18 protein-coding genes are annotated in these 22,279 nt (G+C 29.2%); all 18 read left to right on the forward strand.

What is annotated here, in order from left to right:
• Positions 1–642 (forward strand): ATP-binding cassette domain-containing protein (locus tag HUJ77_RS02205; RefSeq protein ID WP_291706937.1); only part of this gene is annotated, 642 nt, incomplete at its 5' end.
• A gap of 11 nt (positions 643–653) precedes the next feature.
• On the forward strand, positions 654–1,859 hold the full coding sequence (gene mmsB / locus HUJ77_RS02210) for a multiple monosaccharide ABC transporter permease (protein WP_291706938.1): 1,206 nt from the start codon (positions 654–656) through the stop codon (positions 1,857–1,859).
• A 249-nt stretch (positions 1,860–2,108) separates the two neighbouring features.
• On the forward strand, positions 2,109–3,065 hold the full coding sequence (locus HUJ77_RS02215) for a substrate-binding domain-containing protein (protein ID WP_291706939.1): 957 nt from the start codon (positions 2,109–2,111) through the stop codon (positions 3,063–3,065).
• A gap of 20 nt (positions 3,066–3,085) precedes the next feature.
• Entirely contained in the window at positions 3,086–4,552 is a 1,467-nt protein-coding gene (locus tag HUJ77_RS02220; protein ID WP_291706940.1) for a sensor histidine kinase, read from the forward strand.
• 2 nt (positions 4,553–4,554) lie between these two features.
• Positions 4,555–5,805 carry a response regulator gene (locus tag HUJ77_RS02225; RefSeq protein WP_291706941.1) on the forward strand — a complete coding sequence of 417 codons (1,251 nt, stop codon included), beginning with the start codon at positions 4,555–4,557 and terminating at the stop codon, positions 5,803–5,805.
• A 251-nt stretch (positions 5,806–6,056) separates the two neighbouring features.
• Positions 6,057–7,157: a multiple monosaccharide ABC transporter substrate-binding protein gene (chvE, locus tag HUJ77_RS02230; protein WP_291706942.1), complete on the forward strand. Its 1,101-nt coding sequence runs from the start codon at positions 6,057–6,059 to the stop codon at positions 7,155–7,157.
• Positions 7,158–7,261: 104 nt separating this feature from the next.
• Positions 7,262–8,797, forward strand: a complete 1,536-nt coding sequence (mmsA, locus tag HUJ77_RS02235; protein WP_291706943.1) for a multiple monosaccharide ABC transporter ATP-binding protein — start codon at positions 7,262–7,264, stop codon at positions 8,795–8,797.
• Positions 8,798–10,012, forward strand: a complete 1,215-nt coding sequence (gene mmsB / locus HUJ77_RS02240; RefSeq protein WP_291706944.1) for a multiple monosaccharide ABC transporter permease — start codon at positions 8,798–8,800, stop codon at positions 10,010–10,012.
• Positions 10,013–10,491: 479 nt separating this feature from the next.
• Positions 10,492–11,787, forward strand: a complete 1,296-nt coding sequence (eno, locus tag HUJ77_RS02245; protein ID WP_291706945.1) for a phosphopyruvate hydratase — start codon at positions 10,492–10,494, stop codon at positions 11,785–11,787.
• Positions 11,788–12,011: 224 nt separating this feature from the next.
• The gene (gene secG / locus HUJ77_RS02250; protein WP_291706946.1) at positions 12,012–12,242 is read left to right on the forward strand and encodes a preprotein translocase subunit SecG; all 231 of its coding nucleotides are present in this window, start codon (positions 12,012–12,014) and stop codon (positions 12,240–12,242) included.
• A gap of 56 nt (positions 12,243–12,298) precedes the next feature.
• A complete protein-coding gene (locus HUJ77_RS02255; protein WP_291706947.1) occupies positions 12,299–12,676 on the forward strand; it encodes a PH domain-containing protein in 378 nt (125 codons plus the stop codon).
• 104 nt (positions 12,677–12,780) lie between these two features.
• Positions 12,781–15,000 carry a ribonuclease R gene (gene rnr, locus HUJ77_RS02260; RefSeq protein WP_291706948.1) on the forward strand — a complete coding sequence of 740 codons (2,220 nt, stop codon included), beginning with the start codon at positions 12,781–12,783 and terminating at the stop codon, positions 14,998–15,000.
• 96 nt (positions 15,001–15,096) lie between these two features.
• On the forward strand, positions 15,097–15,567 hold the full coding sequence (gene smpB, locus HUJ77_RS02265; protein ID WP_291706949.1) for an SsrA-binding protein SmpB: 471 nt from the start codon (positions 15,097–15,099) through the stop codon (positions 15,565–15,567).
• A gap of 235 nt (positions 15,568–15,802) precedes the next feature.
• On the forward strand, positions 15,803–17,716 hold the full coding sequence (locus HUJ77_RS02270) for a sigma-54-dependent Fis family transcriptional regulator (RefSeq protein ID WP_291706950.1): 1,914 nt from the start codon (positions 15,803–15,805) through the stop codon (positions 17,714–17,716).
• 199 nt (positions 17,717–17,915) lie between these two features.
• On the forward strand, positions 17,916–19,082 hold the full coding sequence (locus HUJ77_RS02275) for an iron-containing alcohol dehydrogenase (RefSeq protein ID WP_291706951.1): 1,167 nt from the start codon (positions 17,916–17,918) through the stop codon (positions 19,080–19,082).
• A 174-nt stretch (positions 19,083–19,256) separates the two neighbouring features.
• Entirely contained in the window at positions 19,257–20,144 is an 888-nt protein-coding gene (locus HUJ77_RS02280; protein ID WP_291706952.1) for a sulfide/dihydroorotate dehydrogenase-like FAD/NAD-binding protein, read from the forward strand.
• Positions 20,145–20,146: 2 nt separating this feature from the next.
• Positions 20,147–21,541 carry an NADPH-dependent glutamate synthase gene (gene gltA, locus HUJ77_RS02285; protein WP_291706953.1) on the forward strand — a complete coding sequence of 465 codons (1,395 nt, stop codon included), beginning with the start codon at positions 20,147–20,149 and terminating at the stop codon, positions 21,539–21,541.
• A gap of 291 nt (positions 21,542–21,832) precedes the next feature.
• Positions 21,833–22,231, forward strand: a complete 399-nt coding sequence (locus HUJ77_RS02290) for an Rrf2 family transcriptional regulator (RefSeq protein WP_291706954.1) — start codon at positions 21,833–21,835, stop codon at positions 22,229–22,231.
• The last annotated feature ends 48 nt before the right edge of the window (positions 22,232–22,279 follow it).

The raw sequence follows: 22,279 nt of genomic DNA on the forward strand, positions 1-22,279 counted from the left end.
ATAGCAGGGCTTATGGGTTCAGGAAGAACAGAACTAGCAATGAGCTTGTTTGGAAAATCCTATGGTAGCAGAATAACAGGGAAATTAATAAAGGATAATAAAGAATTAAATATAAATAACGTTAGTGATGCTATAGATAACGGCATAGCCTATGTAACTGAAGATAGAAAAAATTATGGGTTTATAGCAATAGACAGTATAAAAAATAATATAACCTTAGCAAGTTTAAAAAATGTTAGTTCAAATAATATATTAGATGATAATAAGGAAGTAAAAGCAGCTGAAGATTTTAAATCTAAAATGAACATAAAATGCTCGGATATATTTCAAAATGTTAGTAACTTATCCGGTGGAAATCAGCAAAAGGTAGTATTAAGTAAATGGATTTTTTCAGAACCAGATATATTAATTTTAGATGAACCAACAAGAGGAATAGACGTAGGTGCAAAATATGAAATTTATACATTAATAAATGCCCTTGCAGAAGAGGAAAAGGCAATAATAGTTATATCATCAGAACTACCAGAGGTTCTTGGGTTAAGTGATAGGATTTATGTTATGAATGAAGGTAAAATAGTTGGAGAGCTAAATTCCGATGAAGCATCACAAGAAAATATAATGAGTTGTATTGTTAACAATTAGGAGGATTAGTTATGATAAAAATTAAATCACTGTTTAGTGGTAACATTAGGCGATATGGCATGGGAATTGCACTTATATCTATAATGATATTATTTGAAATATTAACAAAGGGTATTTTATTAAAGCCATTAAATGTAACTAATTTAATTCTTCAAAATAGTTATATTTTAATCTTAGCTATAGGAATGTTATTAGTAATAGTAACTGGAAATGTGGACTTATCTGTAGGATCAGTTGCAGCTTTCATAGGGGCAATTAGTGCTATGCTTATGGTTAATTATAAAATATCTCCATTTATAGCCTTACCTATATGCTTAATTATTGGAGGACTAATAGGAGCATGGCAAGGATTTTGGATAGCTTATGTAAAAATTCCAGCCTTTATAGTTACTTTAGCAGGAATGCTTGTATTTAGGGGATTAACATTAGTTATTTTACAAGGTCAAACAATAGCACCATTTCCAGAAATTTTTCAATCTATTAGTTCTGGATTTGTACCAGGTAAAAGCACAGCTATAATAGTAGGATTAATAGCTTCAATAGCATATACTTTCTTACAATTAAAAAATAGAAAAAGAAAAATAAAAAATGGTTTTACTGCTGAACCAATTAGTTTAATGGCTATTAAATGTCTTGTAGTTATTTCTATAATTAACATATTTACTTACTGGTTATCTTCTTACAAAGGAATACCAACAGTATTAGTATTACTTTCAGTATTAGTATTGGGATATTCATTTATAGCAAGTAAGACTGTTTTAGGAAGACATATATATGCATCTGGTGGAAATCAAAAGGCGGCAGAATTATCAGGAGTAAAAACAAAAAGAACACTATTCCTTGTATATGTTAATATGGGAATTTTATCAGCATTAGCAGGGATGGTTTTTGCAGGTAGACTTAATGCAGCAACTCCAAAAGCGGGACAAAACTTTGAATTAGATGCAATTGCAGCTTGCTATATAGGTGGAGCATCTGCACTAGGTGGAATTGGAACCGTCTTTGGCGGAATAATTGGTGGTTTAGTAATGGGTGTTTTAAATAATGGTATGTCTATATTAGGAATAGGTATAGATTGGCAACAAGCAATTAAAGGCTTTGTACTGTTAGTTGCAGTAGCTTTTGATGTATATACAAAATCTAATAGTGGTGGATTTAAGTTAAAGACTAAGAAAGTAAATGAAAATGATATAAAAGAAGAAGTTATGAAAGTATAATTATAGATTTCATTATTAAGAGTCTTTGTAAAAAAGAAATTTATTAGTAACTTTAATAATTTTAAAATATATATTTCAGTTAGAAATAATATATAAAATACGAGGTTAGTTTGGTTTGATATTAAGATGTCATATCTACTAGCATCGTATTTTTTAGTTTTATTTTTTTTTTAGATATTACATAATAATTTGGTGTGATATAATATTTTATGTAATTGTATACAAAATTTGGTAAGGTGGTATAGGTATATGAAAAATGTTTTAAAAAGTGCAAAGTATTTAGTTTTTATTAGTATATTCTTTGCTTTACTATTGGGTGTACAAGATATATTAAAGGAAAAAAAAAATTATGATGAAGAATTAAAAAATAAAGTTGTATTAATTTCCCATGTATATTCTAATCCTTATTGGCAAGATATAAAAAACGGAGCAGAAGAAGCTGCTAAGGATAAAAATATAATTGTAGAATTTCAAGGGCCTGATTATGCTAGTGTTGAAGAAGGAATAAGACTTATTAAAATGGCATATGCATCTAATGTAAGTGGAATTATAACATATGTTCAAGATTCAAGTAGCTATAATTCAATAATTAATAAAATTATAGATGATAATATACCTTTAATAACTATAGATTCAGATGCAGAAGAAAGTAAAAGGTTAGCTTATATTGGAACTGACAATGTTAATGCTGGAAAAGTAGGCGCTAAGGAAATGATTAGGCAGGTAGGAAATACAGGAGATATTGGCATTATATTAGGGGGAGCAGAAGTTAAAAATCAAATTGAAAGAGTTAAGGGATTTAAGTCTTATATAGAAGAAAATTCAAATCTTAAAATAACTAATACAGAATCATCTGATTCATATTTGCTTCAAGCTGAATTAGCCACTAAGAAAATATTAACTGATAATGTAGATATAAAAGCTTTATTTTGCACTTCTGCACAAGATGGAATAGGAGCAGCAAAAGCAATTAAGAGTATGAATTTAATTGGAAAAGTAAAGATAATATGCTTTGATGCATTACCAGAAACATTAGATTTTATAGAAGAAGGTGTTATTAGTGCAACTATTGCACAAAATCCATATGTTATGGGACAAGAAGCTGTAAATACTATTGTAAATATAATAAAAGGGAATAAAGTCCAAGAACTTCAGCTTATAGATGTATTAGTTATCAATGATAATAACCTAGCTGAGTATAAGTAGCATAAGGAGAAGACATAATAATGAAAAGTTTAAAAAGTAAGATAATAGTGTTTGTGGTAATTTTAATAACACCACTAATTACTAGCAATATAGTATCACTAAGTCTTAGTAAAGAAATAAATGATAATTATAGCATTATGCTTTATAAATTAAATGAAACTAATGATGTAAAAAACCTTCTTAATGAATCCTTTAATTATTTTAATGAGCATTTCCAAACTAGTGATTTAGAATCTAAAAGGATTTATGAAAATAATATACTAAAGTCACTAGAAAAGCTATCTAAACTAGAAGGAAGTTCAGATGTTGAAAGTAGATATATATTAAGAGATTTATCAAATACAATTAGGAGTTATAAAACTCAAGGAGATAAGACTATAGAGTTATTTAGTCAGCATGGGGCTATAGATGCATATTATGATCAGTATATGTCAACTAGAGATATGCTTTCATATTGTAACTCCTTTATTACTAAGCTAAATGAAAGTTACATTAAGACAAATAATATAATATATAATGAAAGCAAGGAAAAGGAAAGACAGTTATATAAGATATTAAGTGTATTTGTATTAATAACTATATTTATGAGTACTATTTATACAATTATTTTTGTTAAGGAGATATTAAAAAAATTACAAGTCCTAATTAATGCAGCTAAGGATGTATCTAAGGGGAATTTTAAAGAAATTAAAGCAGAAAAAACTGATATATACGAAATTAATATATTAAATGAAGCTTTTGATAAAATGATAAGAAATTTAATAGGATACATAAATTCTCTTAAAGAAAAGGCAGAGCTAGAGGCGAAAATAAAAGATGATGAAGTAAAATTATTAAAGTACGAAAATGCATTAAAGTTATCACAACTAAGAGTGCTACAATCACAAATAAATCCTCATTTCCTTTTTAATACTTTAAACTGCATAAATCAAACTGCTATAAGGGAAAATGCGTATAAAACAGAAGGTCTAATAACTTCAGCAGCAGGTATGCTAAGATATAGTTTAAGTATGATGGAAAGAAATGCAACTTTAGCAGATGAGATAAATGTAGTAAAGCAATATATATTTATTCAAAAAGTAAGGTATGATGATAGATTAACTTTTGGACTAGATATAAATTGTGATATTGGTGATATAGTAGTACCAGGAATGACATTACAGCCATTTGTTGAAAATGCCTTTATTCATGGCATAGAACCTAAAGAGGAAGGGGGATATATTAATATAAATATATATAAAGAATTAAATGAATATAAGGTGATTATAGAAGATAATGGTTGTGGTATTAGTGAAGATACATTACATAAGATAAAAAGCGGAGGGAATGAAAAAGAACATATAGGACATACAACAGGACTAGGGATAAGAAGTGTTGTTGATAGGTTAGAAATTTTATATGGTGAAAAGGATATGTTTAATATAAGCAGCAAGGAAGGGCAAGGAACTAAAATATTTTTGAGAATTCCAGTTAAGGAGCTGAAATAAGTATGTTAAAAATTTTAATTGCTGATGATGAAAAATATGAGAGGGATTCAGTAATAAGCCTTATAGAAGAAAATTTCAAAGATAAGCTTACTATAGTTCAAGCTAAAAATGGAAGAGAAGCAATTGAAGTTGCTGAACAAGTTAGACCAGAGATAATAATAATGGATATTAAGATGCCAGGGATAAATGGGATAAAAGCAATAGAAGAAATTAGAAAAACTTCATCAAGCACATACTTTATAATGCTAACAGCATATGATTATTTTGATTTTGCTATTGAAGCTGTGAAATTAAATGTAAAAGAATACTTATTAAAGCCTTTTGTTAGAAGTGAATTTATAAATAAAATTAATAATGCTATTGAGTCAGTAGAAAAGAAAAAGGCTAAGCGTAAAAGTGATATAGAAAAAGAAGAGAAAATAAATAATTTAATTGTAGTATTAGAAAATGAATTAAGCTACAGTATTATAAATAATGCACTAGATAGTATGGATTTTAATATGCATATGGAATACTTAGATTTAGATTTTAGTAATGCCTTTGCCATATGTATTAAAATATTATCAACTAATTTCAATAATTCATTAAAGAGACAAGTAGGGGAATATATAAATGAACTTTTGAAATTTAAGTATAAGGCAATTGGAACCTATTGCTATACAGAAAACCTTATCTTCTTTATTCAAATCCATAAATATAAAGAGGTAAGTGAAGAAATAACAGAGAATATAAATGCCATTAACGATATAAAAAGAGAAATAGAAAGACATTTTAATATTACAACTGAAATTGGAATAGGCTATTGTTATAGTGGTATTGAATTAATGAATAAATCCTACGAAGAGGCTAATAAAGCAATAAGTTATAGCAATGAAAGTGAAATAATTCATATTGGTAAAATTCAAGAGAGTAATTATAATCAAGATTCTGATAAAGAGAAAACTAAGCTTTTCAAAAAGGTTACAGAATACATTGAGAATAATCTTAAAGAGGACTTAAACTTAGAAAGTGTTGCAAATAAGTTTAATCTAAGCCCATATTATTTTAGTAGAAGCTTTAAAGAAGCTAAGGGATGTAATTTAATTGATTATATAAATATTGTCAGGATAAAAAAAGCTAAGGAGCTATTAAAGCAAAATGAAATGAGCATTAAAGAGATTGGATATACTGTAGGTTATAGTGATCCAAATTATTTTAGTAAGGTATTTAAAAAATATGAAGGATATTCTCCAAAGGAATATAAATGTAAATAGCAAAAAAGTACTATTCTTTTTATGTATAAGGGTAAAAATATAATGTTAGTGTAACTTAAAATCTGTAAAGTGGTACTAGCATTATATTTTTGCCTTATTTTTATAGTATTTTTTTGCTTATTAAATGGTAAATAAATACAAATAAAAAGCAAATTTATAAAGAGACAAAGCAATTAATTCCATTGAGTTAAACGTATACATATAATATGATTTTAATGTACTTAAATTTAAATTGAGAAGGGGAGTTAAAAATGAGAATTAAAAAATTAATTGCTTTAACTTTAACTGCAGCTTTAATGACTGTTACTATTGGATGTAATAAAACAGAAACAGGTAATACTGGTGCAGAAACAGAAACTAAATCTAGTTTGATAGGTGTAGCAATGCCTACACAATCACTTCAAAGATGGAATCAAGATGGAGCGAACATGAAATCAGAACTTGAAGGAAAGGGCTATAAAGTAGATTTACAATATGCTAATAATGATGTAAATACTCAAGTTCAACAAATAGAAAATATGATAACTAAAGGATGTAATGTCCTAGTTATAGCATCTATTGACGGATCTTCATTAACAGATGTTTTAAGTAAGGCAGCTGATAATAAAATTAAAGTAATAGCATACGATAGATTAATTATGCAATCTGAAAATGTTGATTACTATGCAACTTTTGACAACTTTAAAGTTGGTGTTAACCAAGGCCAATATATAGAAGAAAAATTAGGCTTAAAGGATGGTAAAGGACCATTTAACATTGAATTATTTGCAGGAGCTCCTGATGATAATAATGCAACATTCTTCTTTGAGGGTGCAATGAGTATATTAAAACCATATATAGATAATGGTAAATTAGTAGTTCCAAGTGGACAAACTAAATTCACAGAAGTTGCAACTCAAAGCTGGGATTCAGCAAAAGCACAAGCAAGAATGGATAATATAATTACTGCAAACTATGCTAGTGATAAAAAGTTAGATGCTATTTTATCATCAAATGATAGTGTTGCTATAGGTGTTGTAGCTTCTCTTCAAAATGCTGGTTATGGCTCAGCAGATAAACCTTATCCAATATTAACTGGACAAGACTGTGACAAACCAAATGTATTAGCTATGATAAATAAACAACAATCTATGTCTGTATTTAAAGACACAAGAACTCTTGCTAAAAAAGTTGTTGAAATGGTAAATGCTTTAGTTGATGGAAAAGAAGCAGAAGTAAATGATACTAAGACTTATAACAATGGTGCAAAAGTAGTTCCATCATTCCTTTGTGATCCTGTAAATGTTACTGTAGATAACTATAAAGAAGCTTTAATTGATAGTGGATATTATAAAGAAGCTGATCTAAAGTAAAAAATACTATTTAAGATAAATATATTAACTATAGCTGGAAGTAATACTACTTTCAGCTATAGCATATATTCATAGAAGAATGAAGGTAGGAGGGCGGAAAATAGATGGAAAAAGTCATTTTAGAAATGAAAAATATAACAAAAACATTTCCAGGGGTTAAAGCTTTAAATGATGTAAATCTTAAAGTAACAGAAGGCGAAATACATGCACTAATTGGAGAAAATGGCGCAGGGAAGTCAACTCTTATGAATGTACTTAGTGGAATATACAATTATGGAACATATAGTGGGGATATAATTTTTAATGGTGAGTTATGCAAATTTAATAACATAAAGGATAGTGAAAAAAAAGGAATAGTTATAATCCATCAAGAGTTAGCATTAATACCTGAATTATCTATATCAGAAAATATCTTTCTTGGAAACGAAAGAGCAAAGGGGCTAATGATTAATTGGAGAGAGACAGATGTAGAAGCAGCAAAAATGTTAGAAAGAGTTAAGCTAGAACAAAATGTTCAGACAAAAATAAAAAATATTGGTGTTGGTAAACAGCAATTAGTAGAAGTAGCTAAAGCTTTAGCGAAGAATGTTAAGCTTTTAATATTAGATGAGCCTACAGCTGCATTAAATGATAAGGATTCAGAAAGTTTACTTCAACTTTTATTGGAATTAAAGAAAGATGGAATTACATGTATCTTAATTTCTCATAAATTAAATGAACTTTTAAGAGTAGCTGATAATATAACAATTCTTAGAGATGGCTCTACAATAAAATCAATGAAAAATGATGGAAGTATTAATGAAGATGACATTATTAAATGCATGGTTGGAAGAGAACTTACTAATAGATATCCTAGTCATGAATCAAATATAGGTGAAGTTATTTTTGAAGTTAAGAATTGGAATGTGTATGACCCTATTATAGATGATAGAAAAATTATTAAAGATGTAAATATAAATATAAGAAAAGGTGAAATAGTTGGACTCTCAGGATTAATGGGAGCTGGAAGAACAGAATTTGCTATGAGTATCTTTGGAAGGGCTTATGGCAGAAATATAAGTGGAACTATAATTAAAGATGGAAAAGTAATTAAGTTGAATAATATAAGAGAAGCAATAGACTCAGGTCTAGCTTATGTAACAGAAGACCGTAAAACAGCAGGTCTTAATTTAATTGATAGTATTAAGAATAATATATCAATAGCAAAAATTAAAAAGATTAGTAAGATGCAATTTATAAATGACAATGAAGAAATAGGAGTAACAGAAGACTTTAGGAAAAAACTTAACATTAAATCTCCTTCAATAATACAAAAGGCTGGAAACTTGTCTGGTGGTAATCAACAAAAAGTTGTTTTAAGTAAATGGATATTTACTGAGCCAGATATTCTAATATTAGATGAGCCTACTAGAGGAATCGATGTAGGTGCAAAGTATGAAATATATAAGATAATAAATGACTTAGCAGACGCAGGTAAATCTATTTTAGTAATTTCATCAGAGCTTCCCGAAATATTAGGTATATGCGATAGGGTATATGTAATGAATGTTGGAAGAATTGTTGGTGAATTACCAGCTAGTGAAGCATCACAAGAAATTATAATGAAATGCATAATGGATAGTAATAAGGAGGTAGTTTAAATGCAACTAGGTAAAAATGTAGAATTAAAATCTAAGCCAACTTTAGGGGAATCATTAAAAAGTATATTTAAGGATAATGTAAGACAATATGCAATGCTTATAGCATTAGTTGTAATTATAATTTTATTTCAAATTCTAACTAAAGGCATACTTTTAGTGCCTATGAATGTAACTAATTTAATACTTCAAAACAGTTATGTTTTTATTTTATCTATTGGTATGACATTGTGTATAGTATCTAGTGGAAATATAGATTTATCCGTTGGTTCTGTAGTTGCTTTTATAGGTGCCCTTGCAGGGATACTTATTATAAATAAAGGTATGGGAGTTTTCCCAGCAGTATTAATTTGTATAGCAGTAGGAGTATTAATAGGTGTATGGCAAGGCTTCTGGATAGCATATGTTAGAATACCAGCCTTCATAGTAACTCTTGCGGGAATGTTATTATTTAGAGGGTTAACAGTTAAATTACTTCAAGGATTAACTTTAAGTCCATTTCCAAAATCATTTCAAGCTATAAGTGGAGGATTCTTCCCAGACTTATTTGGAGGAACCAATGTAAATATTACAACTTTTGTTGTAGGTATATTACTATCATTATTATATGTATATATTGAAATTAAAAATAGAGCTGAAAGACAAAAATATAACTTTGAACTTATTCCTATGCCACTATGCATAGCAAAAATTATATTAATAGTATCAGCAACTATGCTAGTTACTTATTCACTTGCTATATATAAAGGTATTCCAATAATGTTTGCCATTATAGCTACTTTAGTATTTATTTATACAATAATAATTTCTAAAACAATACCTGGAAGATATATTTATGCTATGGGTGGAAATGAAAAATCAGCAAAACTTTCAGGAATAAATACTAATAAGGTTTTATTCTTAGTATATGTTAATATGGCTGTACTTTCTGCAATAGCAGCTATAAGTTTTACATCAAGATTAAATGCTGCATCACCTAATGCAGGAACAAACTTTGAATTAGATGCAATAGCTGCATGCTATATCGGTGGAGCATCAGCTTACGGTGGTGTAGGTACAGTTGTAGGTGCTATAGTTGGAGCATTAGTAATGGGTGTTTTAAATAATGGGATGTCAATATTAGGTGTAGGTAGTGATATGCAAATGGCTATAAAAGGACTAGTTCTTTTATTAGCAGTAGCATTTGATGTATTTAGTAAAAGAAAAGCAACAGTATAGTTGAATGAAAAATTAAAAATGTAAAATGTATAATAAAAAGTATATAGTTTCATATTACTAAGGTGATTTTTGATTTTAAATTAGAGGTTGTTTGTACAACCTCTTTTTAATGTGTAAATATTTTAAATGGCGATTTAAATAAGTGTACTAAATAATTATATTACTCCCCACTTAATATAATTAAATTAAAGGATATACTGAATATAAATGAAAAATTAATGCTCTATAAATAGTTAAAAGAAAAATAATTGGAATGTTAAATGATTACATAGTAAAATAATGTTGAAAATTATGAGCGAAGTGGTATAATAATATAGAAAATATGATAACGATTATTGTTTGCCAAAAGATGTTATTTGTTTTAATATTTTCTATTACTATTAGTAGCTTTATGAATAATTATGTCGTTTTATGATATAATAATAAAGGTAATATATAGAGAATGTAATAAATAACATTAAAATAAAGGAGGATACGTAATGAAAAATTATTGCGAAATAGTTGACGTTGTAGCTAGACAAATTCTAGACTCAAGATGTTTCCCAACTGTAGAAGTTGAAGTTTATTTAGAGGATGGTACTGTAGGAAGAGCAGCTGTTCCATCAGGTGCATCAACAGGAATGTATGAAGCAGTTGAATTAAGAGATGGAGATAAGAGCCAATACCTAGGAAAAGGTGTTTTAAAGGCTGTTCAAAATGTAAATGATACAATTGCTGAAGAATTAATAGGATGTAACGTATATGATCAACCATATATCGATAAGTTACTTATAGAATTAGATGGTACTCCAAACAAAGCTAAGCTTGGTGCTAATGCTATATTAGGTGTTTCTTTAGCAGTAGCTAATGCAGCAGCTAAGTCATTAGATTTACCATTATACCAATATGTAGGTGGAGTAAATGCAAAAGTTTTACCAGTACCTATGATGAACATAATCAATGGTGGATCACATGCTGATAACTCAGTAGATTTACAAGAATTCATGGTTATGCCAGTTGGAGCTAAGACTTTCAGTGGCGCTTTACAAATGTGTGCTGAAGTTTACCATACATTAAAGAAAACTTTACACGATAAAGGATACTCAACTGCTATAGGTGATGAAGGTGGATTCGCTCCAAACCTTAAATCAAACGAAGAAGCTATCGAAGTTATTATAGAAGCTATAACTGCAGCTGGATACAAAGCTGGAGAAGATATGTTCATAGCTATAGATGCTGCATCATCAGAATACTATAAAGATGGTAAGTATGTATTAGAACATGAAGGAAAAACTTTAACTGCAGCTGAAATGGTTGACTTCTTAGAAGACTGGGTTAACAAATACCCAATTATATCAATCGAAGATGGTATGGCTGAAGAAGACTGGGAAGGTTGGAAGCTATTAACTGAAAGATTAGGTAAGAAGGTTCAATTAGTTGGTGATGATTTATTCGTTACAAACACTGAAAGATTAGAAAGAGGTATTGATTTAGGAGTTGGTAACTCAATATTAATTAAGTTAAACCAAATCGGTACTTTAACTGAAACTTTAAATGCTATAGAAATGGCTAACAGAGCTGGATACACAGCAGTTATTTCTCATAGATCAGGTGAAACAGAAGATACAACTATAGCTGACTTAGTTGTAGCTGTTAATGCTGGTCAAATCAAGACTGGTGCTCCTGCAAGATCTGAAAGAGTTGCTAAGTACAACCAATTAATAAGAATTGAAGAAGAATTAGACGATGTAGCTGAATACAGAGGAAGAAAAGCATTCTTCAACATTAAGAAGTAATTAAATTAGAAAATAATTTTTGAGGGATTGTAAGCTTTATGCCTACAATCCTTTTTTATAATTTAATTGAAAATAGATATTTCATAACTACGAATGAAATGAGAAAATATTACCTTTTTTTAATGTAATTATTTTGAAAATAATGACTTGTATTATAGTGTTTTATATGTTAATATAACCTTATGTAAATACGACCATTTTTATTAAGGTTGGGAGGTATAGCAATGAAGAATTTATTGTTAGTATTGGAAGCAGTTTTGGGATTAGTAATTATAGTATCAGTATTATTACAACCAAGTAAAACAGATGCATTAAGTGGACTTATTCAAGGAAGTAAAAATGAAACATTCTTCTCTAAGAATAAAGCGAGAACTAAGGAAGCTATGTTGTTAAAATTAACAATTATATCTATGGCTCTTTTTGCTGTGAATACATTAGCTTTAAACTTAATATAATATTAAAAAAAGAGCTACTTTAGGTAGCTCTTTTATACTATAAAGGAGTGGTTAATATGGGAATTTTTAATGGATTAATGGGAAATGCTTCGGAAATAAATTTAGATAGTATAATAAAAGAATATACTAAAATATTAGCGGAAAATGAAAGAATAGAAAAAGCGTATAAATTAGTTAGAGATTTATTTATTTTTACTAATAAAAGACTTATATTAGTTGATAAACAAGGGGTAACTGGTAAGAAAACAGAATATCATTCAATACCTTATAAGTCTATTACACATTTTAGTATAGAAACTGCAGGGCATTTCGATTTAGAGGCAGAGCTTAAGATTTGGATTTCAGGAACTGCTTTGCCTCTTGAAAAGCAATTCAATAGTAGTCTTAATATTTATGAATTACAACAAGTATTAGCAACCTACTGCTTAAAATAAACTTTTTTGTTTATTATAGTTAAGATGGGGGAAAATATAGAAGGGAATAATATAATTTGAATATAATACAAAAATATAAAAATAAGATAAAGGAAGTGATATAGATGGGAATTAAAGAAACTTTATTAAGCTTTATGAGAGAAGAAGCATACAGACCAATGGACATTCAAGAGTTAGTATCTGTATTTGATATAAATCCCGACGAGTATAAATCCTTTAAAAAAGTACTAAAGACTATGGAAAAAGAAGGACTTATTGTTAGAACTAAAAAGGATAAGTTTGGAGTTCCAGAAAGACTTGGACTAATTTCAGGGAAATTAGAAGTTCATTCAAAGGGATATGGCTTCTTAATACCAGAAACTGAAGGGGAAAAAGATGTCTTTGTACCAAGTTCTTCTATGAATGGAGCTATGAATGGAGATAAGGTTCTAGTTCAAATAACAAGAGAAGATATTAATGGTAAAAAGCGTGAAGGTGAAGTAAGAGAAGTATTAAGTAGAGCAAATAATAAGATTATAGGTGTTTATGAAGATAGTAGAAACTTTGGTTTTGTAGTTCCAGAGGATTCTAGATTAAATCAAGATATCTTTATATCTAAAAAAGATAGAAATGGAGCAAATGAAGGTGATTTAGTAATTTGCGAAATTGTAAAATGGGCAGATAAAAGAAGAAGCCCAGAAGGTGTAGTTAAAGAAGTATTAGGTAAAAAGGGAGATAAGGGTCTAGATATTCTTACAATTATAAAGAAATATGGACTTCCAGAAGAGTTCCCAGATAAGGTATTAAACTATGCAGAAAACATAGAAGAAGAGATTCCAGAAAAGGAATATGAAAGAAGAGTTGACCTTAGAAATTTAAGAATGGTAACTATAGATGGAGAAGATGCAAAGGATTTAGATGATGCTGTATCTATTGAAAGACTTGATAATGGTAAATTTAGATTAGGGGTTCACATTGCAGACGTATCTCACTATGTAAAAGAAAAAAATCCTTTAGACAGAGAAGCTTTAAAGAGGGCAACTTCTGTTTATTTAATAGATAGAGTTATACCAATGCTTCCTAGAAAGTTATCTAATGGAATATGTTCTTTAAATCCGAAGGTTGATAGATTAGCATTAAGCTGCTTTATGATTATAGATAAAAGTGGAAAGGTCATTCAACACGAAATAGAAGAAACAGTTATAAAAACTAGTGAGAGAATGACTTATACCGATGTTACAAAAATTCTTGAAAATAATGATGAAGAGTTAATAAAGAGATATGATTATTTAGTTGATGACTTTAAGGCTATGGAAGAGCTTTGCAATGTTTTACGTGAAAAGAGAATGAAAAGAGGAGCTATTGATTTTAACTTTGAAGAATCAAAGATAATATTAAATGATTTAGGAAAACCAGTAGATATTAAGCCTTATGATAGAGCTATTGCAAACAGAATAATAGAAGAGTTTATGTTAGTTTGTAATGAAACTATTGCAGAACATATGTATTGGACTAATCTACCATTCGTATATAGAATTCACGAAGATCCAGATGAAGAAAAGTTGGAAAAATTCAAAGAATTTGTATATAACTTAGGTTATGTAGTTAGATGGGGACAAGAAGCACATCCAAGAGCCCTTCAAGATATACTTGATAAGGTTAAAGGTAAAAAAGAAGAAACTGTAGTAAGTACATTACTATTACGTTCAATGATGCAAGCGAAATATTCTCCAGAATGTGTAGGTCACTTTGGGCTTGCAGCTAAGTATTATTGTCACTTTACATCACCAATAAGAAGATACCCAGATTTACAAATTCATAGAATTATTAAAGAACAATTAAATGGAAAAATCGATGAAAAGAGAATTGCTAAATTATCTAATATTGTAGAAATTGCATCAAAGCAATCATCAGAAATGGAAAGATTAGCTCAAGATGCTGAAAGAGAAGTTGATGATTTAAAGAAAGCAGAATATATGCAAGAAAGAATCGGAGAAGAATTCTCTGCTATTATTTCTTCAGTTACATCCTTTGGATTATTTGCAGAACTTCCAAATACAATAGAAGGATTAATTCATATTACTGCTTTAGATGATGATTATTATATTTATGATGAAGCTCATTTATGCCTAATTGGAGAAAGAACTAAGAAGGTTTATAGATTAGGTGACGAAGTAAAGGTAAGATGTACTAAAGTCGATATAGACAATAGAGAAATATATTTCGATTTAATTGAAGAAGAAGCTAAAGAAGAAATAGTTCCAAGTGAAAAGACAATTGAAAAAATAAATGAAGCTAAAGTAAATATAAATAGCGATTTATCAGAAGAGGATGAAGAGGAATAATTAGAATAATTTTTTATTTCTATAAACTTTAAATTTTGGTTATTGTTTAATAATTTGATATACTTAATAAGTAAAAATAAAATGTGTGGTGAGATTATGGTAAGGAAGAAGAATAGTAATTCATTAGCTGAAAATAGAAAAGCTAGACATGATTATTTTGTGGAAGAAACTATAGAAGCTGGAATAGCTTTAGTTGGAACTGAAGTTAAATCTATAAGAGCAGGTAAATGTAATTTAAAAGATTGCTATGCAGATGTAGTTGGTAGTGAAATAATAGTAAAGAATATGCATATAAGTCCTTATGAGCAAGGTAATATATTTAATGTTGATCCTTTAAGAGAAAGAAAGCTTTTACTTCATAAGGAGCAAATTGCTAGATTTAATGGATTAGTATCACAACAAGGTTATACATTAGTTCCATTATCCTTATACTTAAAAAATGGTAAGGTAAAGGTAGCTCTTGGCTTATGCAGAGGTAAAAAGAATTACGATAAGAGAGATTCGATGATAGAAAAAGCTCATAAGAGAGACATTGAAAGACAATTAAAAGAATCTAACAGATACTAATAATGTGCTATGGCACAATGAAAAATTAAGAATGAAGAATGTAAAATTAATGAATAAACTCCTAGAGGAGTTTATAATAAGGAGCTATATAATAGTTCCTTATTTTTTTATTTAAAAGATAAAATAAGAAAATATAGAATAAAGCTAATTAAAATTCTTATGGTAAATATTTCGTAATAATAGTAAACTATAACTATAAATTACTATTTATGGAAAAGGCTGCGAGGGTATAAGTATGCTTAATAAAGATTTATTGATTGAAGAATCACATAAGAGAAGTGAAGTTTATGGAGTAAATAAAGATATTAATCAATCAAAGATAATGCTAATTGGGGATGAACTTAAAAAAATTCTAGAAGTAAATAAGGAGCTTATTGAAATATCTAAACCATATATAGATATTGTGGCTGAATCTGTTGATGATAAAGATTTTATTATAATATTAACAGACAAAAATGGATGTATTTTATATATTAGAGGAGCTAGTGAAATAAGAGCTGAATTAGAAAAGTTGAATTTAAAGGTTGGAGCCTATATGGATGAAAAAAATATAGGTACTAATGCAATGTCTATGGCAATATCAGAGGATAGATGTATTCAAATTACTGCAAAAGAGCATTATGTATCAATATTTCAAAGCTTAACCTGTTCTGCAGCACCTATACATAACAGTAAGGGAGAAATAATTGGAACTTTAAACTTAACAGGGAAAAGCAATATGAAGCACCCACATACCTTGGGTTTAGTTATATTTGGTGTTAAGGCAATTGAAAATGAAATATTAAGAATTAATACTAAGGACATATTAAATCAAACTTATAATTATATGAAAACAGTTATAGAAAATGTGGATAAAGGGATAATCATAATAGATATCTACGGAAAAATAATTAATATTAATGAGTTAGGGTTAAAAATTTTAGATAAGAAGGATTATGACTTAGTCAATGAAGATATTAATTATATAGTGCCTGGCTTTAAAAATATAATAGAGAGAATTTCAAAGAATAATGAGATCTTAAGAAGAGAAATAAAGTTAAGGCATGATAGTAACTATAAAACAGAGGTTATACTTAAGGGAATAAAACATGGTGACAAGATTATAGGAATTGTTGCAACTTTAGGTAAGGTAAAAGAGAAGGATATTGAAAGTAGCTTTACTGGAGCTTTTTTTACCTTTAGTGATATTATAGGAAAAAGTGATGCTATTAAAAATGTAATTACAAATTGCAAAATTATAGCCAATAGTCCATCAACAGTATTAATACAAGGAGAAAGTGGAACAGGAAAAGAGGTTTTAGCACAAGCTATTCATAATTATAGCATAAGAAAAAATAATAAATTTATAGCTATAAATTGTGGGGCAATACCATCAAATATTATTGAAAGTGAACTCTTTGGATATGAAGATGGAACTTTTACAGGTGGAAAAAAAGGTGGCAAAATAGGAAAAATTGAACTAGCAAATGGAGGCACTTTATTTCTAGACGAAATAGGAGAAATGCCTTTAGATATGCAAGTTAAATTACTTAGAGTTCTACAAGAAGGAAGATTAACAAGATTAGGTGGTAGCAGAGAGATTCCAATAGATATGAGGGTAATAGCTGCCACTAATAAAGATTTAAAAAAGGAAGTTAGAGAAGGGAAATTCAGAGAAGACTTATTCTATAGGTTGTGTGTTATTCCAATAAAATTACCGCCTCTAAGAGAAAGAACTGGAGATATAAATCTTTTAATTGAGTATTTCTTAAGAGCTAAATCTCTTAAATTAGAAAAGGATATACCTAAGCTAAGTAACATACTTATAGATAGGTTATTAAATTATGAATGGAAAGGAAATATAAGGCAATTAGAGAATTGTATTGAAAATATAGTTAATTTAAATGGAGAGCTATCTCCTGATTTCCTAGATGAATATGAAGATATAAATAAAGATGTGGTAAAGAAGGAAAGTATTATAGACTCAAGAGATATAAGTAATAAGAATTTAAATTTAGATTTTATAGAAAGAGAAGCCATTATAAATGCTATAAAACATAATGAGTATAATATTACTAGAACTGCAAAAGCATTAGGGGTAAGTAGGAATACATTATATCTAAAAATAAAAAAATATAACTTAAAAATAGAAAAAGCTAACGTACAATAATAGGACACTGTCATAAAATTGAACAATTTAAAGTCTTTATATATGTTCAGTTTTATGACAGTTTTGTATTTATCATAGAGAAATATAACCATAAAGGTGAATTATTTAACAATGTTGTTAAATAAAAAACAGTTGGCACAGCACTTGCTTAATAATAAGTGAGAGTAAAAATAAATTTTATACTTATGGGAGGGTTATTATGGCACGTTTTACATTGCCTAGAGATTTATATCATGGAAAGGGTTCTTTAGAAGAATTAAAGAATTTAAAAGGAAAGAAAGCTATCATTGTAGTTGGTGGAGGCTCAATGAAGCGTTTTGGATTTTTAGATAAGGCTGAAAGTTATTTAAAAGAAGCAGGAATGGAAGTTGAGATTTTTGAAGGTGTAGAACCAGATCCATCAGTAGAAACTGTTATGAAGGGTGCAGAAGCTATGAGAAGATTTGAGCCTGATTGGATTGTTTCAATGGGCGGTGGTTCACCAATAGATGCTGCAAAAGCTATGTGGATTTTCTATGAATATCCTGACTTTACTTTTGAAGAAGCAATTGTACCATTTGGATTACCAGAGCTTAGACAAAAGGCTAAATTTGTGGCTATACCGTCTACAAGTGGTACTGCAACAGAAGTTACAGCATTTTCAGTAATTACTGATTATAAGGCTAGAATTAAATATCCTTTAGCAGATTTTAATATAACTCCAGATGTAGCAATTGTAGATCCAGATTTAGCTCAAACTATGCCAGCAGAATTAGTTGCACATACTGGTATGGATGCATTAACTCATGCTATTGAAGCTTATACAGCAGCACTTAGATCTAATTTTTCAGATCCATTAGCTATTAAGGCAATAGAAATGGTTATTGATAACTTAGTTAACTCATATAATGGAAGTGAAGAAGCAAGAAACTTAATGCACGAAGCACAATGTTTAGCAGGAATGGCATTCTCAAATGCTTTGCTTGGAATAGTTCATTCAATGGCGCATAAGACAGGAGCTGTATTCCACATTCCTCATGGATGTGCTAATGCAATATTCTTACCATTTGTAATTCAATATAATAGAGTTGAATGTGAAGACAGATATGCTGATATAGCTAAAGCACTAAAATTAAAAGGTGAAACAAATGCTGAATTAACTGATTCATTAATTGATATGATAAACAACTTAAATACATCATTAAATATACCACATACTATGAAGGAGTATGGAGTTTCAGGGGATGACTTTAAAGCAAACTTAGAATTTATTTCTAATAATGCAGTTCTAGATGCATGTACAGGTTCTAATCCAAGAAAAATAGATGCTGAAACTATGGCTAAATTATTTGAATGCACATACTATGGAACAAAGGTTGATTTTTAAAGTAATAAATTAATATGATAAATATTTGACGAAGGTTACCTCAGTAGATATTAGCTCTATTTGAGGTAACTTTTGTTATTAAAATAGAGCTTAAAAACATAATAAACAATTGTACGAAAATTCGAAAAATGTTAATATAATAAGTGAGATATAATTTATGAGGGGGACACAATTATGTATAAGATAGTTAATAAAAAAGAGCTTACAGAAAATATATACTTAATGGATATAGAAGCTCCTAGAGTTGCCAAATCAGCTAAGCCTGGTCAGTTTATTATAATTAAGAATGATGACAAGGGCGAAAGAATACCACTTACAATAGCTGATTATAATCCAGAAAAGGGTACAGTAAGCATAGTTTTTCAAGCTGTTGGGAGAGGCACAAGAGAACTTGCTAGCTTTGAAGTAGGAGAATATGTAACTGACTTTGTTGGTCCTCTTGGACAACCTAGTGAATTTATTCACGAAGATATTGAGGAATTAAAAAAGAAAAATATTATTTTTATTGCAGGTGGTGTAGGAGCAGCACCAGTATATCCTCAAGTTAAGTGGATGAAAGAACATGGAATTGATTGTGATGTAATAGTTGGAAGTAGGACTAAAGATTTATTAATATTAGAAGAAGAAATGAAAAAAGTTGCAGGAAATTTATATATATCAACTGATGATGGAACATATGGATTTAATGGTAGAGTAACAGATTGTTTAAAATATTTAGTTGAAGAAAAAGGAAATAAATATGATCATGCTATAGTAATTGGACCGATGATAATGATGAAGTTTATGTCAATTTTAACTAAAGAACTTAATATACCGACTACAGTAAGCTTAAATCCAATAATGGTAGATGGAACTGGAATGTGTGGTGCCTGTAGAGTTACTGTTGGTGGAAAAGTTAAATTTGCTTGTGTTGATGGACCAGAATTTGATGGACATCTAGTAGATTTTGATGAATCTATGAGAAGACAAACAATGTATAAGAGTGAAGAAGGTAGAGAACAGTTAAAATTAGAAGAAGGGGAAACTCACAAACATGGTGGTTGTGGTTGTAAGGTGGAATAGTTATGAGTGTTCAAATGCAAGATAGAATGAAAAGAGTACCTATAGCAGAGCAAGATCCAGAAGTAAGAGCAAAAAACTTTGAAGAAGTATGTCTTGGATATACAGATGAAGAGGCAATAAGAGAAGCCAATAGATGTTTAGGATGCAAAAATCCTAAATGTGTAGATGGTTGCCCAGTATCTATAGATATACCAAACTTTATATCACATATGAAAAAAGGTGAACTTGAAGAGGCTGCTAAAGAAGTAGCTAAATATAGTGCATTACCAGCAGTTTGTGGAAGAGTTTGTCCACAAGAAAGTCAATGCGAAGGTAAGTGTGTACTAGGAATTAAAGGAGAACCTGTTTCAATAGGAAAATTAGAAAGATTTATAGCAGATTGGTCAAGAAAAAATAATATAGATTTAGCTAGTAGAGAAGAGCTTAAGAATAAGAAGGTTGCAGTAATAGGAAGTGGCCCTGCAGGATTAACTTGTGCAGGAGAATTAGCTAAAAAGGGTTATGATGTAACTATATTTGAAGCTTTACATGAACCAGGTGGAGTTTTAGTTTATGGAATTCCTGAATTTAGATTACCTAAGGATGATGTTGTTAGACCAGAAATAGAAAATATCAAAAAACTTGGTGTTACTATAGAAACAAATGTAATTGTTGGTAGAACTATAACTGTTGACGAGCTTATGGAAGTTGAAAATTTTAGTGCTGTATTTATAGGCTCTGGCGCAGGTCTTCCAAAGTTTATGGGAATACAAGGTGAAAATGCAAATGGAGTATTATCTGCAAATGAATTCTTAACAAGAGTTAATTTAATGAAGGCATTTAAAGAGGAATACCATACCCCTGTTAAAATAGGTAAGAAGGTTGCAGTTGTAGGAGGCGGAAATGTCGCTATGGATGCAGCAAGAACTGCTTTAAGATTAGGTTCTGAAACTCATATAGTTTACAGAAGAAGTGAATCTGAACTTCCAGCAAGAATAGAAGAAGTACATCATGCAAAAGAAGAAGGTGTAATTTTTGATGTACTAACTAACCCTACTGAAATATTAGTAGACGAAAATGGATGGGTACAAGGTATGAAATGTGTAGAAATGGAACTTGGGGAACCTGATGAATCAGGAAGAAGAAAACCTATAGTTAAAGAAGGATCAGAGTACATTATGGATGTTGATACTGTTATAATGTCTCTTGGAACTTCACCAAATCCATTAATTTCATCAACTACAAAGGGATTAGAAATTAATAAGTGGAAATGTATAATTGCTGATGAAAATGGACATACAACAAAAGAAGGAGTATATGCTGGTGGAGATGCTGTAACAGGTGCTGCAACAGTAATACTAGCAATGGGAGCAGGTAAAAAAGCAGCTGCGGCAATAGATGAATATTTAAGTAAATAATTTGAAAGTAAAGAGGTTGTATTAATAACCTCTTATTTTTATGTGGAAAATTATTAACAAGATATAAATAATATGTATATTCCAAAAATAATGTAAATAGTGTGTAAATATTGTATATAAATTAGAGATATTTTGCTATGGTTTATAGTATAATCTAGCAAAGGGTATTTCTGCATAATATTTATGAGAAAAGGATATAAATATAAGTAATAACAATTATATTAGGCTTTTAAATTATGCATATAATATTCGTAATTGATTATTATACAAACACGAAAGAGAGGGGTATATATGTATTTATCCAAATTCACTGATTATTCTTTTAGGGCTCTAATCTATTTAGCAGAAAATAGAGATAAATTATGCACAGTAGAGGAGTTAGCTAAAAAGTTAGAAATATCAGAACACCATTTAAAGAAGATAATACATAAGTTAGCTAAAACAGATTTAATTATCTCTATGAAGGGTAGAACTGGTGGTTTAAAATTAGGGTTAGAACCACAAGATATAAATTTAGGGGAAGTAATTAGAATTACAGAGGATAATCTAAATATTGCTCAATGTTTTAACAAAGATAATTGTTGTCCTTATATATCTTCTGATTGTAAAATCAAAGGAATTATGAAGGAATCTCTAGATGCATTTCTTCATGAATTTTCTAGATATACATTAAGTGACGTTTTAAAATAAAACATCTAGAGGCTGCTTAGTCAGCCTCTAATTTCATTTTCTAATACT

Origin of the sequence: Clostridium sp. (assembly GCF_021443865.1) — a bacterium.
Taxonomy (GTDB): Bacteria; Bacillota; Clostridia; order Clostridiales; family Clostridiaceae; genus Clostridium.

Excerpts from the sequence above, each read along its gene's own strand:
- mmsB (WP_291706938.1), top strand. The coding sequence starts at position 654 with ATGATAAAAATTAAATCACTGTTTAGTGGTAACATTAGGCGATATGGC.
- HUJ77_RS02215 (WP_291706939.1), top strand. The coding sequence starts at position 2,109 with ATGAAAAATGTTTTAAAAAGTGCAAAGTATTTAGTTTTTATTAGTATA.
- HUJ77_RS02220 (WP_291706940.1), top strand. The coding sequence starts at position 3,086 with ATGAAAAGTTTAAAAAGTAAGATAATAGTGTTTGTGGTAATTTTAATA.
- HUJ77_RS02225 (WP_291706941.1), top strand. The coding sequence starts at position 4,555 with ATGTTAAAAATTTTAATTGCTGATGATGAAAAATATGAGAGGGATTCA.
- chvE (WP_291706942.1), top strand. The coding sequence starts at position 6,057 with ATGAGAATTAAAAAATTAATTGCTTTAACTTTAACTGCAGCTTTAATG.
- mmsA (WP_291706943.1), top strand. The coding sequence starts at position 7,262 with ATGGAAAAAGTCATTTTAGAAATGAAAAATATAACAAAAACATTTCCA.
- mmsB (WP_291706944.1), top strand. The coding sequence starts at position 8,798 with ATGCAACTAGGTAAAAATGTAGAATTAAAATCTAAGCCAACTTTAGGG.
- eno (WP_291706945.1), top strand. The coding sequence starts at position 10,492 with ATGAAAAATTATTGCGAAATAGTTGACGTTGTAGCTAGACAAATTCTA.
- secG (WP_291706946.1), top strand. The coding sequence starts at position 12,012 with ATGAAGAATTTATTGTTAGTATTGGAAGCAGTTTTGGGATTAGTAATT.
- HUJ77_RS02255 (WP_291706947.1), top strand. The coding sequence starts at position 12,299 with ATGGGAATTTTTAATGGATTAATGGGAAATGCTTCGGAAATAAATTTA.
- rnr (WP_291706948.1), top strand. The coding sequence starts at position 12,781 with ATGGGAATTAAAGAAACTTTATTAAGCTTTATGAGAGAAGAAGCATAC.
- smpB (WP_291706949.1), top strand. The coding sequence starts at position 15,097 with ATGGTAAGGAAGAAGAATAGTAATTCATTAGCTGAAAATAGAAAAGCT.
- HUJ77_RS02270 (WP_291706950.1), top strand. The coding sequence starts at position 15,803 with ATGCTTAATAAAGATTTATTGATTGAAGAATCACATAAGAGAAGTGAA.
- HUJ77_RS02275 (WP_291706951.1), top strand. The coding sequence starts at position 17,916 with ATGGCACGTTTTACATTGCCTAGAGATTTATATCATGGAAAGGGTTCT.
- HUJ77_RS02280 (WP_291706952.1), top strand. The coding sequence starts at position 19,257 with ATGTATAAGATAGTTAATAAAAAAGAGCTTACAGAAAATATATACTTA.
- gltA (WP_291706953.1), top strand. The coding sequence starts at position 20,147 with ATGAGTGTTCAAATGCAAGATAGAATGAAAAGAGTACCTATAGCAGAG.
- HUJ77_RS02290 (WP_291706954.1), top strand. The coding sequence starts at position 21,833 with ATGTATTTATCCAAATTCACTGATTATTCTTTTAGGGCTCTAATCTAT.